This is a genomic window from Parasedimentitalea maritima (genome assembly GCF_005771405.1).
In the GTDB taxonomy this organism is placed as follows: domain Bacteria; phylum Pseudomonadota; class Alphaproteobacteria; order Rhodobacterales; family Rhodobacteraceae; genus Parasedimentitalea; species Parasedimentitalea maritima.
In genome coordinates, this window is sequence record NZ_VAUA01000005.1 from 276778 (window position 1) to 291027 (window position 14250).

The 14250-nt window shown below is 55.4% G+C and carries 16 protein-coding genes; 6 read left to right on the forward strand and 10 right to left on the reverse strand.

Translation table 11 applies throughout. The features are described from left to right. The first annotated feature begins 54 nt into the window (after positions 1-54). Entirely contained in the window at positions 55-900 is an 846-nt protein-coding gene (gene rsmA / locus FEE96_RS11885; RefSeq protein WP_138163260.1) for a 16S rRNA (adenine(1518)-N(6)/adenine(1519)-N(6))-dimethyltransferase RsmA, read from the forward strand. An 89-nt stretch (positions 901-989) separates the two neighbouring features. On the opposite strand, the gene FEE96_RS11890 is transcribed toward rsmA, so the two are convergent. From FEE96_RS11890 to prfA, 3 genes are all read right to left on the reverse strand, one after another. Further along, a complete protein-coding gene (locus FEE96_RS11890; RefSeq protein WP_138163261.1) occupies positions 990-1730 on the reverse strand; it encodes a DUF4167 domain-containing protein in 741 nt (246 codons plus the stop codon). A gap of 199 nt (positions 1731-1929) precedes the next feature. Then, positions 1930-2796 carry a peptide chain release factor N(5)-glutamine methyltransferase gene (gene prmC, locus FEE96_RS11895; RefSeq protein WP_138163262.1) on the reverse strand — a complete coding sequence of 289 codons (867 nt, stop codon included), beginning with the start codon at positions 2794-2796 and terminating at the stop codon, positions 1930-1932. After that, positions 2793-3848, reverse strand: a complete 1056-nt coding sequence (gene prfA / locus FEE96_RS11900) for a peptide chain release factor 1 (protein ID WP_138163263.1) — start codon at positions 3846-3848, stop codon at positions 2793-2795. The genes prmC and prfA overlap by 4 nt, the downstream gene beginning before the upstream one ends. A gap of 62 nt (positions 3849-3910) precedes the next feature. Here prfA and FEE96_RS23795 point away from each other — a divergent pair, with 62 nt between their 5' ends. Further along, positions 3911-4213: a hypothetical protein gene (locus FEE96_RS23795; RefSeq protein ID WP_138163264.1), complete on the forward strand. Its 303-nt coding sequence runs from the start codon at positions 3911-3913 to the stop codon at positions 4211-4213. A gap of 8 nt (positions 4214-4221) precedes the next feature. Here the strand turns inward: FEE96_RS23795 and FEE96_RS11910 are convergent, their stop codons facing one another. The 4 genes from FEE96_RS11910 to FEE96_RS11925 all read right to left on the reverse strand — a co-directional run bounded on the left by FEE96_RS11910 (position 4222) and on the right by FEE96_RS11925 (position 7880). After that, on the reverse strand, positions 4222-4668 hold the full coding sequence (locus FEE96_RS11910) for a DUF1499 domain-containing protein (protein ID WP_138163424.1): 447 nt from the start codon (positions 4666-4668) through the stop codon (positions 4222-4224). Positions 4669-4726: 58 nt separating this feature from the next. After that, on the reverse strand, positions 4727-5674 hold the full coding sequence (speB, locus tag FEE96_RS11915; protein WP_138163265.1) for an agmatinase: 948 nt from the start codon (positions 5672-5674) through the stop codon (positions 4727-4729). Next, the gene (speB, locus tag FEE96_RS11920) at positions 5667-6635 is read right to left on the reverse strand and encodes an agmatinase (RefSeq protein WP_138163266.1); all 969 of its coding nucleotides are present in this window, start codon (positions 6633-6635) and stop codon (positions 5667-5669) included. Before speB (FEE96_RS11920) ends, speB (FEE96_RS11915) begins: the two co-directional genes overlap by 8 nt. Before the next feature lie 81 nt (positions 6636-6716). Further along, a complete protein-coding gene (locus FEE96_RS11925; RefSeq protein WP_138163267.1) occupies positions 6717-7880 on the reverse strand; it encodes a M20 aminoacylase family protein in 1164 nt (387 codons plus the stop codon). A gap of 63 nt (positions 7881-7943) precedes the next feature. On the opposite strand from FEE96_RS11925, the gene mazG reads away from it, so the two are divergent. From mazG to FEE96_RS11940, 3 genes are all read left to right on the forward strand, one after another. Next, complete coding sequence (gene mazG / locus FEE96_RS11930) at positions 7944-8774, forward strand: nucleoside triphosphate pyrophosphohydrolase (RefSeq protein WP_138163268.1); 831 nt, start codon at positions 7944-7946, stop codon at positions 8772-8774. 121 nt (positions 8775-8895) lie between these two features. After that, positions 8896-9837: a nucleoside hydrolase gene (locus FEE96_RS11935; protein WP_138163269.1), complete on the forward strand. Its 942-nt coding sequence runs from the start codon at positions 8896-8898 to the stop codon at positions 9835-9837. After that, positions 9834-10283: a GNAT family N-acetyltransferase gene (locus FEE96_RS11940; RefSeq protein ID WP_138163270.1), complete on the forward strand. Its 450-nt coding sequence runs from the start codon at positions 9834-9836 to the stop codon at positions 10281-10283. Before FEE96_RS11935 ends, FEE96_RS11940 begins: the two co-directional genes overlap by 4 nt. 13 nt (positions 10284-10296) lie before the next feature. On the opposite strand, the gene FEE96_RS11945 is transcribed toward FEE96_RS11940, so the two are convergent. From FEE96_RS11945 to FEE96_RS11955, 3 genes are all read right to left on the reverse strand, one after another. Next, positions 10297-10749, reverse strand: coding sequence for a GNAT family N-acetyltransferase (locus FEE96_RS11945; protein ID WP_138163425.1), 453 nt, complete (start codon positions 10747-10749; stop codon positions 10297-10299). Positions 10750-10911: 162 nt separating this feature from the next. Continuing rightward, positions 10912-12189, reverse strand: a complete 1278-nt coding sequence (gene eno, locus FEE96_RS11950; RefSeq protein ID WP_138163271.1) for a phosphopyruvate hydratase — start codon at positions 12187-12189, stop codon at positions 10912-10914. 136 nt (positions 12190-12325) lie between these two features. After that, the gene (locus tag FEE96_RS11955) at positions 12326-13210 is read right to left on the reverse strand and encodes a DMT family transporter (RefSeq protein WP_138163272.1); all 885 of its coding nucleotides are present in this window, start codon (positions 13208-13210) and stop codon (positions 12326-12328) included. A gap of 190 nt (positions 13211-13400) precedes the next feature. Here FEE96_RS11955 and FEE96_RS11960 point away from each other — a divergent pair, with 190 nt between their 5' ends. Beyond that, complete coding sequence (locus FEE96_RS11960) at positions 13401-14237, forward strand: isocitrate lyase/PEP mutase family protein (RefSeq protein ID WP_138163273.1); 837 nt, start codon at positions 13401-13403, stop codon at positions 14235-14237. Positions 14238-14250: the final 13 nt, after the last annotated feature.

Sequence of the window (14250 nt, forward strand, 5' to 3'; positions counted from 1 at the left end):
CCGGAGGCAAGAGCATCTTCATCTCTCTCTGGCCAGCCCCAAGATCGAATTGACATGACTGCCATCGACACTCTTCCCCCTCTACGCGAGGTGATCGCGACTCATCAGCTGTCAGCTCGTAAATCGCTGGGACAAAACTTCTTACTGGATCTCAATTTGACGGCCAAGATCGCCCGCCAGGCCGGTGATCTGTCTCACTGTGATGTGCTTGAAATCGGCCCGGGTCCAGGCGGGTTGACCCGGGGACTGCTGGCCGAAGGTGCACGACGGGTGTTAGCCGTCGAGAAAGATGGCCGTTGCATTCCAGCCCTGGCCGAAATCGCCGACGCATACCCAAATCGCCTGCAGGTGATTGAAGGTGACGCGCTCGAAGTCAATCCGTTGGAACATCTAACACCCCCTATCCGGGTTGCTGCCAACCTTCCCTATAACATTGGAACCGAACTTCTGGTGCGTTGGCTGACGCCAAAACAATGGCCGCCCTTCTGGCAGAGCCTGACGCTCATGTTCCAACGCGAAGTTGCGGAACGGATTGTGGCCCTGCCTGGAACCAAGAAGTACGGTCGCCTTGCTCTGCTGGCGCAGTGGCGCGCTGAGCCAAACATTGTGTTGTCCCTGCCGCCAGGCGCTTTTACGCCGCCGCCCAAAGTGTCCAGCGCCGTGGTACATCTAACAGCCCTGCCCGAGCCACGTTTTCCCGCTGATGCAGGCATGTTGAACAAGGTGGTGGCTGCCGCCTTCAATCAACGGCGCAAGATGTTACGGTCCGCTCTCAAAAGCGTCTCTCCAGATATTGAAGATCACCTGAAAGAGGCCGGCATTCCCCCAACTGAACGTGCTGAACAGGTCAGCCTTGAAGGCTTCTGTGCCCTCGCGCGCAGCTTGGAACCTCAAATATAACTGGACTTTTCTTAGTCCACGGAAACGCAGTCACAAAAAAGGCCCCGGCACCAAATGGTCCGGGGCCTTTTTTTCGATTAGACTTACGTCTACTCAGCAGCTTCAGGAGCATCGCCGGTTTTGGCCTCAACCACCGGCTTTTTGGCAGCCGCCGCAGTGGGCTTTTTGGCAGGTGCTTCAGCGGGCTTTTCAGTAGGCGTCGCAACGGGTTTTTCAACGGCCGCAGCAACGGGCTTCTCAGCCGGCGCGGTTGCTTCGGTCTGAACCGCAACCGGCTCTTGCGCCTTGGCTGCAGGCTTGCGCGTGCGTGGGCGACGAGTACTCGCCTTCTTTGGCTTGCTTTCAGGTGTTTCCACCAGGCCAGAATCGCCGCCTGAGTCACCATTGGTGCTCAGGTCCATTACGTCTGGTTGAGGTGCCTCGGCAGGATCTTCGCTGAGCACTGCAGGCTCGCTCCGAGGCGCAGGCTCGTTGCTGCGAGACGCGGCCTCGCGTTCCTGGCGTTCTGCGCGCTCACGGTCGCGCTCAGCTTGGCGTTCTCGGTTTTGCCGCTCTTGTTCCTCCCGGCGAGCATCCTGCTCACGCTGGGCTTCCCCTAGCAAACGCATGTAATGCTCAGCGTGCTGTTGAAAGTTCTCAACAGCAACCCTGTCACTTCCAAGCTGCGCGTCGCGGGCCAGTTGATTATACTTATCGATGATTTGTTGCGGGGTGCCGCGCACCTTGCCCTCGGGGCCCGAACTATCGAACACCCGGTTGACAACATTACCACCACCAGATGGGCGATTGCGGTTCGATTTCGACCGCGAACGTGATTTAGACGATCTCATTTGTTTAACGTCAGCCTTGATTCGTTGCGTCGTAGATCCCAAAGTGCGCATATCAGCGCCGGATCATCGACCATTTTGGGCTTGGTGTCGCCGGTAAGGTTTTTAGCCAAACACACATACGACACCTATGTGTAACCATGTCCCCCCCATACAGACAAGAGCTAGGAGGTGGATTTTCTACTTTTTTCGATCAAATTGATCAATTTCCACCTTCCAGACCACTCAAGGGAATGGAATCCGCACAAACAACCCGGTCGCGGCCGTCCAGATCCTGTACCACCCGGATATGCTGCAGTCCTGCCTGTTCAAACAGCGCGGCGACAGCCGAGGCCTGTGTTGGTCCTATTTCTACCAAAACCCGTCCTCCCGGCTTCAGATATAAGACAACCTCCTTGGCAATCTGGCGATAAGCGGCCAGCCCGTCGCCTCCGTCCGTTAGCGCCATTTCCGGTTCATGAATGCGCACCTCGGTCGATAGGCCCTGCATTTCGTCCAAGGCGATGTAAGGCGGGTTGGAGACGATCAGGTCAAACTGGCCTTCGACCTTTTCGAACCAATCTGACTGGCGAATGTCCGCGCGGGCCTGAACACGGTGCAGCACTGCATTGGCGCTGGCTTGCAAACAGGCCGCCTCGCTCAGGTCCACCCCCAATCCCGTCGCCTTTGGTTGCTCTGCCAATAGCGTCACCAGAATGCAGCCCGATCCGGTCCCCAGATCCAATACGTTCTGATACGGAACGGCTATCGCGGCTTCAATCAAGCATTCGGTCTCTGGGCGTGGATCCAGGACGTCGCCGGAAACCTTGAACCGGCGGCCATAAAACTCGCGCTCGCCCAGCAAATGTGACACCGGAACCCGGATCACCCTCAATGCAATCAATTGCTCATAGCGTTCAGCAATATCCGGCGCCAGATCTTCAGGCGCAATCAACGTGACCCGTGAAGCTTCTATCCGTGCCGCATGGGCCAGCAATATCCGCGCGTCACGAGCCGGATCAGGCACGCCTGCGGCGCGGAGACGTGCCGTTGCAGCAACCATGACCTGCGCTGCTGTTGGCCCGCTCATTGACCCATCTCGGCCAGCAGGCGCGCCTGATTGTCTGCCGTCAGCGCATCAATGACCTCGTCTAGATCTCCCGTCATCACCTGATCCAACTTGTAGAGTGTCAGGTTTATGCGGTGGTCGGTCATCCTACCCTGCGGGAAATTGTAGGTCCGAATACGTTCAGAGCGATCGCCAGATCCAACCTGTGATGCGCGGTCAGCCGATCGTTCATTGTCCACGCGTTGACGTTCTTGATCATACAAACGTGTTTTCAAAACCTGCATCGCAATTTCACGGTTTCGGTGCTGTGATTTTTCCGAACTGGTGACCACGGTTCCACTGGGTAAGTGGGTGATACGCACCGCAGAATCAGTGGTGTTCACATGCTGACCTCCCGCACCGGAACTGCGCATTGTATCAATCCGCAAGTCATTCGCGTTGATCTGAATGTCCACATCCTCGGCCTCAGGCAACACTGCCACGGTCGCAGCAGAAGTGTGGATGCGCCCGCCACTTTCAGTGGTTGGAACCCGCTGGACCCGGTGCACACCGGATTCAAACTTCATCCGTGCAAACACATTCTCCCCCTTGATATGGGCCACGACCTCTTTGATGCCCCCCAACTCAGTGGCGTGTTCCTCAAGGATTTCAAACTTCCAGCCCTGCGCCTCGGCATATCGCTGGTACATGCGCAACAAATCACCAGCAAACAAAGCGGCCTCATCACCACCGGTTCCAGGACGGATCTCCAGCATCGCAGGCTTGGTGTCCGCTGCATCCTTTGGCAGCAGCGACAGTTGCAACGCCTGTTCAGCAGCGGGAATTGCCGCCTTCAACGCGGGTATTTCCTCCTCGGCCAATTCTTTCATGTCAGGGTCAGAAAGCATCTCATGAGCTTCGGCCAAATCTTCATTTAAACGACGGAAAGCTTCAATTTGTTCAACCACCGGCCGCAGATCAGAATACTCCTTGGCCAGTGCTGCTATGTCACCCGCACTGGCGCCATCCGCCATTGCGGCCTCAAGATATTGAAACCGCTGGAGGATCTGTTCAAGGCGTTCTTCGGGAACCATTGGTGGCACATCCGTTTATAGAGAAATTTGGTCATAACTGGCTCTTGTGATATGCTAGCGACATGCAACATGCCAGAGCCGTTATCGCCCTCACCCTTGCCTTATTGGCCCAGCCCGCAGCGTCAGATGTCACCGGGCCTGGCGGCAAGACTATTGATTGTTTTTGTACTGACCGGTCCGGATCAAGGATCGAACTGGGCCAAACCATCTGCCTGCAAGTTGATGGTCGTATGTTTATGGCCCAATGCCAAATGTCCTTAAACGTGCCCATGTGGCGTGAAGTGCAACAGGGCTGCCTGTCATCGTCGCTTGATCAACAGGACAAACCAATCAGCAGCCAAGTCTCCTCACTTATACCACTCTAACGACTGCTCTATTCAACAGGTGCCGTAACATCTGATTGGATTGCAATGTCCATCTGCGCCAGCCATTCGGCGATCCGGGTTCCGTTCACTCCCAAATCGGAGCGACCAAACCGCAACCGTGCATAGACCTTGAGCAGATCCCCGTCCTGACGGGCGGTGGTGTAATCTGGAAACCCAAACAGCTTGGTGCGGGTAACATAAGTCGCAGTGCCATCCTCGACCGAACCCGCCAGTAATTTGGTACGTGGGGCCGCACTGGCGACGGCGTCAAACCGCGCTAGCCCGTCGGGGCCAGTTCGCACAACCCGGAACACCCCACCGCGAAAATTCTTGTCTTCAGAAAACTCAGGCTGCGTATTCCAATCCAAAGGGTCAATCGGAGCCAGCCGGATAAAGCCAAGCACCACAATGACTGCAGCGATGGCCAACCATACAAATATCATTAGTCGTCCCATTCTGGCCCTGATCCACTTCATTGCGGCTCCAAAGCCACCTGGCACCCGGAGATTATCGTTATTTGGTCGCCACCCCAGGCAGGACGCAGAGCAGTTCATACAACAGGTTGGCACCGGTCAGCGCAGTATTGCCAGACGTATCATAGGGCGGCGAGACTTCGACCAAATCACAGCCGACGATATTCACACCTCGCAACGCCCGGATCAGCTCCAGCGCTTGCGCTGTTGTCAGCCCACCAATTTCAGGCGTTCCCGTGCCCGGCGCATAAGCTGGGTCTAGGCTATCAATATCATATGACACGTAGACAGGCCTATCACCGATATCGCGACGTATTTCCGCACCCAGATTATTCAGGGACCGATGCCATAGCTCAGAGGCCGGGAATTGCTGAAACCCCCATTTTTGGGCCTCTTTGAAATCACTGGCGCCATACCCGGTGCCGCGCAGCCCAACCTGATAAGTTTTATCGGCCTGAAGTAGGCCTTCCTCATAGGCCCGGCGGAACACGGTCCCGTGGTTTTCTTTTTCGCCAAACATGTTGTCATTTACATCTGCATGGGCATCTACGTGCACCACTGCCAGTGGACCGTATTTTTTGGCCATCGCACGTAGAATAGGCAGTGTGATCGAATGATCTCCTCCCATCGCCACTGGGACCGCACTGGATCGCAGGATCGCGTCATAACTGGCCTCGATGATGCGGAGGCTATCGGTCAGGGAAAAGGTGTTGATTGCCAAGTCGCCAATATCCGCGACCTGTAAACAGTCAAACGGCGCCGCACCGGTGGCCATATTATAGGGCCGGATCATAGAGCTTTCGGCACGGATCTGCTTGGGGCCAAAGCGAGTACCAGCCCGCCACGACGTGCCGATATCCATCGGGATCCCCAGAACCGCCACATCCAGACCGTCAAGGGATGTTGCCTGAGGCAGCCGCATAAATGTCCCCGGACCCGAAAACCGGGCCAGATCGTTACCGCTGATGGGTTGATTATACTCAGTCATTGTTTCTCTTATTCCAACCTAAAAGGCAGATAATTTCAGTAGCCACATGCGCACCGGCTATAGCCGTGACGCCGGTGGTGTCAAACGGTGGCGACACTTCGACGACGTCTCCCCCTTTGATATTAATGCCGGCGATTTCACGTAAAATCCGCGCCGCCTGAGGTGACGTCAGCCCCCCCCAAACCGGTGTACCAGTGCCTGGTGCATAAGCAGGGTCGAGCCCATCTATGTCAAAACTCAAATAGGTAGGATGATCGCCCAGGATTGATTTTATCCGGCGTGCCGTTTCCACAGGTCCAATCTCATGTACCTCGGCTGCATCTATGATGTTCACCCCCATGGTGTCTTCATTGCTGGTGCGAATGCCCACCTGAACCGAACGCGCCGGATCAATCAGCCCCATCTTGACAGCCTTATAGACAAAAGTGCCATGATCCACCCTATCCATGTCATCATCCGCCCAACTGTCGCTATGAGCATCAAATTGGAGCAGCGCCATGGGTCCGTACTTCTCGGCATAAGCCTTTAGCATCGGGAAAGTAATGTAGTGATCACCGCCCAGTGCAACCGAAGCAACATCCGCCGCCAATATGCGCTGAATATGGGCCGTCAACGCCGCAGGAAATGCAGAAATATTGGCATAATCAAAAGCCAAATCACCGTAGTCGACAATCGCCAACTCAGTCAGCGGATCATACCCCCAGCCATAGGGTGCGTCCGGACTTTGCAATGCACTGGCTTCACGGATCGCACGAGGTCCGAGTCTGGTACCAGGACGATTGGTTACGGCCTGATCAAACGGGACCCCCGTCACAGCAATATCAACACCGTCCAGTTCCTTGCGATACCGGCGTCGCAAAAACGAAGTGGCACCACCAAAGGTGTTTTCAAAGCTCAACCCCTTCAGGTCTTCGCGTGTAAAGGCCTCGTCGACCAAATGTTTTGCATCTTCTAACGCCATTTCAGCACGCCTTTCTGACAGCACTTGTGCACGGCATAGCCGACCACTTGCCGCCTGTCACCTTGCCTGTGTTGCAAACCCTTAGCTCAGTGGCTGGGCACGCTCGACCAATCGGGCAAAAAACGAAGCCCCAATTGGCGCGATCTCGTCGTTGAAGTTGTACTTTGGGTGGTGCAGTCCAGCGCCATCCCCTTGGCCCAGAAACAGATAGGCGCCGGGTCGCGCTTGCAGCATGTAGCTGAAATCTTCGGCCCCCATTTCGCGCCCGCCTTCGGGATCAACTTTATCTGCGCCAGAGATTTCACGCGCCACATCCACCGCAAAGGCAGACTTTTCCGCGTCATTCGTAGTTGCCGGATACCCCAACTCATAGTCTAACTTCGCCTCGACGCCATAGCTGGCGGCCTGCCCGGCAACCACTTCCTGCATCCGCCGCATCACCATAGCCTGCACAGATGCATCAAACGTGCGAACAGTGCCGTTTATATAGGCCGTGTCCGGGATCACATTATCAGTGCTGCCCGTGTGAATCTGCGTGACTGAAACAACCAGATCCTGCTGGGTGTAATGGTTGCGGCTGACAATGGTCTGGATCGCCTGAACGATACCGCAAGCGGCCACCACAGGATCGTTGGTCTCATGAGGCATCGCACCATGACCACCCACACCCTGAATATTGATATGAAACTCATCCACGGCCGCCATCAATGCACCAGAGGTGGTGACAAAGTCGCCTACCGGCAAGTTTGGCACATTGTGGATGCCATAAACCTGGCCAATATCAAACCGGTCCATGATGCCCTCTTCGACCATGACCCCGGCGCCACCGCCGTCTTCTTCAGCGGGTTGGAAAATCAATGCAACGCGCCCTCGAAAATTGCGTGTTTCGACCAGATACTTTGCGGCCCCCAACAACATCGATGTATGCCCATCATGGCCACAGGCATGCATCTTCCCCGCATGACCCGATGCATAGTCAGCGCCAGTTTCCTCGGCGATCGGCAGGGCATCCATATCTGCACGCAGTCCAATTGTCGGGCCGGATCCCTGTCCGTTGATGATGGCAACCATCCCGGTTTGGGCAATCCCTTCGTGCAATTCATCAACGCCAAACTCGCGCAACCGGTCCGCAACATACGCTGCAGTCTGCGGCAGGTCGAACGACAATTCGGGAATTGTGTGCAGATGCTGGCGCCACATTTTCATGTCTTCGGCAAAATCGGCGATACGGTTGACGACCGGCATGGGCTGGACTCCTTGGTCAGACTCGGGATTGATGCATCTGACACTGGAATGAGAGCCGCCGCAATGCCCGAAAATCCCCTGATCCACGACCAAGATGCCGGTATTGAACGGCTCATCGAAATCATGCGCCGCCTGCGAGACCCCAAAACGGGCTGTCCCTGGGATATTGAGCAGGATTTTGACACCATCGCCCCCTACACCATTGAAGAAGCTTACGAAGTTGCCGATGCGATCGAGCGCAAGGACTGGCCGGAGCTCGAAGGTGAGTTGGGCGATCTGCTGTTGCAAAGCATCTATCACACCCAAATGGGCGAAGAAGCCGGCCATTTCAGCTTTCAATCCGTGGTGCGTAACATCTCGGACAAAATGGTTGCGCGTCATCCGCACGTTTTTGGCACCGAATCGCGCGACAAATCCGCCGAACAACAAACCCGCGACTGGGAGGCGATCAAAGCAACTGAGCGCGCCGGGAAAGCCCAGCAAGGCACGCTGGACGGTGTTGCCGTGGGCCTGCCAGCCCTGTTGCGCGCCTACAAACTGCAAAAACGCGCCGCCCGCGTCGGCTTTGACTGGCCGTCTGCGCAAAACGTTCTGGACAAAATTTCCGAAGAAAGCGCCGAACTGGTCGAAGCGCGCGATGAATTGACACAAGACGCAGTCGAAGAGGAATTTGGCGACCTGATGTTTGTCATGGCCAATCTGGGTCGGCATCTCGGCGTCGAGCCCGAAGCCGCCCTGCGCCGTGCCAACGCCAAATTCACCCGCCGCTTTGAAGGGGTTGAAACACGACTGTCCGAAATTGGGAAATCCCCTGCTGACAGCAACCTGGAAGAGATGGATGCTCTGTGGGATGCTGTAAAAGCTGACGAGCGTGCAGCACTGCCCGACAAGTAAGCGGTGACTGAAAGCTTCTTTTTGCTAAAAATACTCAATCCGACACTGAACACAGGTGACATCGCTGGACAATTGCAACACGCCTTGCAACTGTCAGGTCTTGCAATTCTCAGAGGCAAACATGACGGCACGTAAAATCATCATCGATACCGACCCCGGCCAAGACGACGCCGTGGCCATTCTGTTGGCCCTCGCCAGCCCTGACGAAATTGATGTGCTTGGCATAACCGCCGTTGCCGGCAACGTGCCTCTGCCACTAACCCAAAAGAACGCTCGCATCATTTGCGAAATGGCCAATAAAACAGATGTGCCAGTCTATGCAGGCTGTGATGCCCCGCTAAAGCGCCCGCTGGTAACCGCCGAGCACGTACACGGTAAAACCGGTCTTGATGGTCCGGAACTGTTTGACCCCAAAATACCGCTTGCTTCCGGTCACGCAGTAGATTTCATCATTGAAACTCTGCGCAACCATGAAAGCGGAACGGTCACGCTTTGCCCGATGGGGCCATTGACCAATATCGCCGCCGCATTTGTGAAAGCGCCAGACATCGTTGAAAAGGTGCAGGAAATCGTATTGATGGGTGGGGCCTATTTTGAGGTTGGCAACATCACCCCGGCAGCAGAATTTAATATCTATGTTGATCCCGAATCCGCAGATATCGTGTTTAAGTCCGGACGTCCTATCGTCGTGATGCCGCTGGATGTCACCCACAAGGTTCTGGTCACCAAACCCCGTTGTGATGCCTTTCGCGCCCTCGACACCAAGGTTGGCACTTTTGTTGCCGAGATGACTGAATTCTTCGAGCGATTTGATGTCGCCAAATATGGCTCGGCAGGCGCGCCACTGCATGACCCCTGTGTCACCGCCTATCTGATACAGCCAGAGCTATTCACCGGTCGCCACATCAATATCGAAATCGAAACCCAGTCCGAGCTCACATTGGGCATGACGGTTGCCGACTGGTGGGGGGTCACTGACCGACCCGCCAATGCAACCTTTATCGGCGATGTCGATGCGGACGGTTTCTTTGAAATGCTCACAAACCGTCTGGCCCGGTTATGAGCGCGGCCTTACATCTGGCAAAACCAGAAGATCTGGACAAGGTTCTTGCCCTTGTTGCAGCTTTTCACACGGAAATGGATATTGCCAGCAGCGAAGACAGCCGCAAGGCGGCCATCGAACCCCTGCTTAATGGTATCCCCTACGGCGCAGTCTATCTGGTTGGCCCAACCCGTGCGCCCGTGGGGTATGTTGTTGTAACCTTCAGCTGGTCAGTGGAATTTGGCGGCATGGATGGCGCCATTGACGAACTCTACATCCGCCCACCAGTGCGCAAACGCGGGATCGCCACCGAAGTTCTGATTGCCCTACCCAAGACCCTGGCCGAGGCTGGAATTACGGCTTTGCACCTTGAAGTGGACCGTGAGGACGAGAGCGCACAGCGGCTCTATGCCCGAACCCGTTTTAAAGCCCGCGACCGCTATATGCTGATGACCAAAGAGCTTTAGTCCTCAACCGCACTCAGATCAGCCTGCGTAAACGAGGGCCAACTTCAGCAAACCCATTGCGTTCATAGAACTCAACCGTACGCTTCCACTCGGGCTGTGTTGGGGCTCCAACTTCCAGCCTTTGCCATCCCTTGCGTTGACCATACGCAGCGGCTGCCGCCACCAGTTGCGCAGCCACCCCATGTGAGCGTTGTTGCGGTGAGACATAAAGTTCGGAAATCTCGCCAAACCGCCCACCAGCATAAATCGCAGCGCATTCATTCAACATGATAAGACCAACAGGTGTTTCACCTCTTAGGGCCAACAAACCGGTTACTGAGTTGTTGGCCAAAACCTCCAGTGCGGTTTGCTTCAGTGCAACAACGTTAGGAGCATCGCCACCTGTCAGCTCTGCCAGTAGATAGCCGACAAACGTACTGACAATCTCAATATCGTCACTGTCAACTTCCCGAGTAACAATTCCCATTTCACCCACGGTTTTCGCTCCAACCAGATAATTTGATCAAATTATTAGGGGCATACCATCCCCTTTTCAAGAGCAGGTCGAGGTACGGTAAAACAATCGTACAAATAGAAAACGCCCCGAACCAAAGGCCGGGGCGCAAAAGACGACTTCTCAGGTGTTGGATCAGCTTTTCAGAACTGAACGTCCGGCATATTCCGCAACTTCACCCAGCGCCTCTTCGATGCGGATCAGCTGGTTGTATTTCGCCAGCCGGTCAGAGCGTGCCAAAGAGCCGGTTTTGATCTGACCACAGTTGGTCGCCACGGCCAGATCAGCGATGGTTGCGTCCTCAGTCTCACCCGAACGGTGCGACATCACATTGGTGAAACCAGCCCGGTGGGCCATATCGACGGCGCGCAGGGTCTCGGTCAGGGTACCGATTTGGTTGACCTTGACCAGCATAGAGTTGGCGCTGCCCTGTTCGATACCCATAGCCAGACGCGCAGGGTTGGTCACAAACAGATCGTCGCCAACCAGTTGCACTTTGTTACCCAAGGCATCAGTCAGGGCTTTCCAGCCATCCCAGTCATCTTCGGACATACCGTCTTCGATCGAGATGATCGGGTAGTCGTTCACCAGCGCAGCCAGATAATCAACGTTCTCGGCCGAACTCAGGGTCTTGCCTTCGCCAGACAGCACATATTTGCCATCTTTGTAGTACTCGGTTGCGGCACAATCGAGCGCCAGATAGATCTCTTCGCCGGGCTTGTAGCCTGCTTTTTCAATCGACTTCAGCACAAAGTCCAGCGCTTCACGGGTCGACGCGATGTTTGGCGCAAAGCCACCTTCGTCACCGATACCAGTCGACAGGCCAGCGGCTGACAGCTCTTTCTTCAGGGTGTGGAATACTTCGGACCCCATGCGCACAGCTTCGCGGATGTTGTCCGCAGCCACTGGCATGATCATGAATTCCTGAATGTCGATTGGGTTATCAGCGTGCTCACCACCATTAATGATGTTCATCATCGGCACTGGCAGAACCCGCGCTGATGTGCCGCCGATGTAACGGTACAGAGGCTGTGTGGTGAAATCAGCAGCGGCTTTGGCCACCGCCATCGACACACCCAAAATAGCATTTGCGCCCAAACGACCTTTGTTCTCGGTGCCATCTAGCTCGATCATCGCGCCATCAATCGACACCTGCTCGGTTGCGTCAAAGCCCAGCAGCTCTTCGGCAATCTCGCCGTTCACTGCAGCAACCGCTTCCAGCACACCTTTGCCCAAATAACGGCTTTTGTCGCCGTCACGCTTTTCCACCGCCTCATGAACACCCGTCGAAGCGCCCGAAGGCACGGCCGCACGGCCCATGGTGCCATCTTCAAGGATCACATCAACCTCAACTGTCGGGTTGCCCCGGCTGTCCAGAATTTCGCGGGCGTGAATGTCGATAATGGTGCTCATCGGAGGATCCCTGTCTATGACAATTGATTGCCTGCGTCATAGGCAGGCATCCGGGAAATGTAAACCACTAGCGTTATCGCTAACACGCAATTTTCCAGCCCTTTAGGGCTAACATTACACTGTTTGCGCCAACAGCTCAGGCAGCAGCGACGCGTGCCCCCTGTGCCAACCGCCGCTCACGCAGGAACGTATACAGACCCGACCCGATGATCAGCGACGCACCAGTCATCGTCAAAACATCGGGGCGTTCTCCGAACACCACCATCCCTGCAAGGATCGAAAACAACAGGCGTGAATAGCGAAATGGTGTCACCGCCGAGGCATCCCCAACCCGCATCGCAACCACAATGCCATAATACCCCATGACGCCAAACACGATACCACCAAAGATCATCAGAGCCTGAGGACTGTTCACCGTTGTGATCTCGCCTGGGGTCAATACTAGCAGCAACAGGCCTGCAACGATCAGCGCCGCAAAGCCTTGAAAACTAACCACGGTAGAGGACACCGAAGTATCAACAAACCGGGTTAGCAAATCGCGCGCCGCAATTGCGAACACCGACAACAGGACCAGAACCGATGCGGGTTCAAACCCCTGCAGTCCTGGGCGAATGATCAGCAAAACACCAATAAATCCAACAATAATGGCGCTCCAACGTCGCCATCCAACCTGTTCCTTTAGAAAAACCGCGGCAGCCATGGTGATGACCAGTGGCAGGGCCTGAAAAACGGCTGCAACTGTCGAAATATCAACGCGCGCCAATGCGGTGGCAAAAAGCATAGCCCCCACGGCCTCAGCCATAGTGCGCAAGATAGCTGCCGGTTTCCAGGCGGCTCGCGCCAGCAGACTATACCCCTTAGACCAGGCAAGTGCAGCAAATACACTGCCACTACCGATTCCCAGAAGAATCAGGATCTGCCCTACTGGCAAGTCAGCCGAAAGCTGCTTGATAAACATATCTTCCAACGTAAAGGCCGCCATAGAAGCGACCACCAGCAGGATACCATTCAGATTGTTCATGCGCGCATTTCCATAGGAAGGACCGCCAGCATAAACTGGCGCAATCTGCACAGATGAACCGCATTTCACCCGATCAAGCTAGTCCAATCACGACAAGCCATCACAACAAGTCGTGTTGCGACACATCACCAATCTTGATGTTCTATTTTTGTTCCCTCCGTGCTATACCCGGTACATTAGGAGAGCTTCAATGAGATCACTCATTCATAAATACGAGAAATTTCGCGACCTTCACACCCGTCCCGGCACATTTGTCATGCCCAACCCCTGGAACGCTGGCACCGCAAGAATGCTCGGGTCACTGGGATTTGAGGCCTTGGCGACCACCAGTGCAGGGTTTGCTTTCGCAATCGGACAACGGGATTCGCAAGGGGCCGTTAGCCGAGACCAGATTCTGGAAAATGCCCGTGACGTGACGATGGCAACCGACCTTCCTGTTTCCGCAGATCTGGAAGATGGTTTTGGCATCACCCCCAAAGCCTGCGCCGAAACCATCAGTCAGGCAATGGCCGTTGGCCTTGTTGGTGGTTCTATTGAGGACACAACCGGCAACGCTAACGCCCCAATCCATGATTTCGACCTGTCTGTTGACCGTGTTCGGGCAGCTGCCGAGACCTGTCAGAACAAGCCCTTTCTCCTGACAGCCCGCGCCGAGAATTTTCTCTACGGCAATCCTGACCTCAAAGATACAATTGCCCGCCTGCAGGCCTATGCAGAAGCTGGTGCAGACGTGCTCTATGCGCCCGGCCTGCCTGACCTACAGTCAATCACTACCTTGTGTCGCGAGGTTGATAAGCCAGTGAATGTCGTCATGGGATTAAGCGGGCCGACCTGGTCGTTGGGAGAACTGTCTAATGCAGGGGTCAAACGAGTCAGTGTCGGCGGCTCCTTTGCACGCGCGGCATTGGGGGCAATGATGCGAGCCGCGCGTGAAGCTCTGGAACAGGGCACCTTCACCTATGCAGATGAAGCAATAGGAGATGCCGAAGCAGCCGCCTTGATGGCCCCTCCATCACCGCCGCGTTAATTTGCGTTCAGTG

What these genes read in the sequence shown, in the direction of transcription:
- eno (WP_138163271.1), bottom strand. Translation starts at nt 12,189, where the DNA reads ATGAGCACCATTATCGACATTCACGCCCGCGAAATTCTGGACAGCCGG.
- FEE96_RS11960 (WP_138163273.1), top strand. Translation starts at nt 13,401, where the DNA reads ATGAGATCACTCATTCATAAATACGAGAAATTTCGCGACCTTCACACC.
- FEE96_RS11890 (WP_138163261.1), bottom strand. Translation starts at nt 1,730, where the DNA reads ATGAGATCGTCTAAATCACGTTCGCGGTCGAAATCGAACCGCAATCGC.
- speB (WP_138163265.1), bottom strand. Translation starts at nt 5,674, where the DNA reads ATGACTGAGTATAATCAACCCATCAGCGGTAACGATCTGGCCCGGTTT.
- FEE96_RS11910 (WP_138163424.1), bottom strand. Translation starts at nt 4,668, where the DNA reads ATGGGACGACTAATGATATTTGTATGGTTGGCCATCGCTGCAGTCATT.
- FEE96_RS11935 (WP_138163269.1), top strand. Translation starts at nt 8,896, where the DNA reads ATGACGGCACGTAAAATCATCATCGATACCGACCCCGGCCAAGACGAC.
- mazG (WP_138163268.1), top strand. Translation starts at nt 7,944, where the DNA reads ATGCCCGAAAATCCCCTGATCCACGACCAAGATGCCGGTATTGAACGG.
- FEE96_RS11940 (WP_138163270.1), top strand. Translation starts at nt 9,834, where the DNA reads ATGAGCGCGGCCTTACATCTGGCAAAACCAGAAGATCTGGACAAGGTT.
- speB (WP_138163266.1), bottom strand. Translation starts at nt 6,635, where the DNA reads ATGGCGTTAGAAGATGCAAAACATTTGGTCGACGAGGCCTTTACACGC.
- prmC (WP_138163262.1), bottom strand. Translation starts at nt 2,796, where the DNA reads ATGAGCGGGCCAACAGCAGCGCAGGTCATGGTTGCTGCAACGGCACGT.
- FEE96_RS23795 (WP_138163264.1), top strand. Translation starts at nt 3,911, where the DNA reads ATGCAACATGCCAGAGCCGTTATCGCCCTCACCCTTGCCTTATTGGCC.
- FEE96_RS11955 (WP_138163272.1), bottom strand. Translation starts at nt 13,210, where the DNA reads ATGAACAATCTGAATGGTATCCTGCTGGTGGTCGCTTCTATGGCGGCC.
- prfA (WP_138163263.1), bottom strand. Translation starts at nt 3,848, where the DNA reads ATGGTTCCCGAAGAACGCCTTGAACAGATCCTCCAGCGGTTTCAATAT.
- FEE96_RS11945 (WP_138163425.1), bottom strand. Translation starts at nt 10,749, where the DNA reads ATGGGAATTGTTACTCGGGAAGTTGACAGTGACGATATTGAGATTGTC.
- rsmA (WP_138163260.1), top strand. Translation starts at nt 55, where the DNA reads ATGACTGCCATCGACACTCTTCCCCCTCTACGCGAGGTGATCGCGACT.
- FEE96_RS11925 (WP_138163267.1), bottom strand. Translation starts at nt 7,880, where the DNA reads ATGCCGGTCGTCAACCGTATCGCCGATTTTGCCGAAGACATGAAAATG.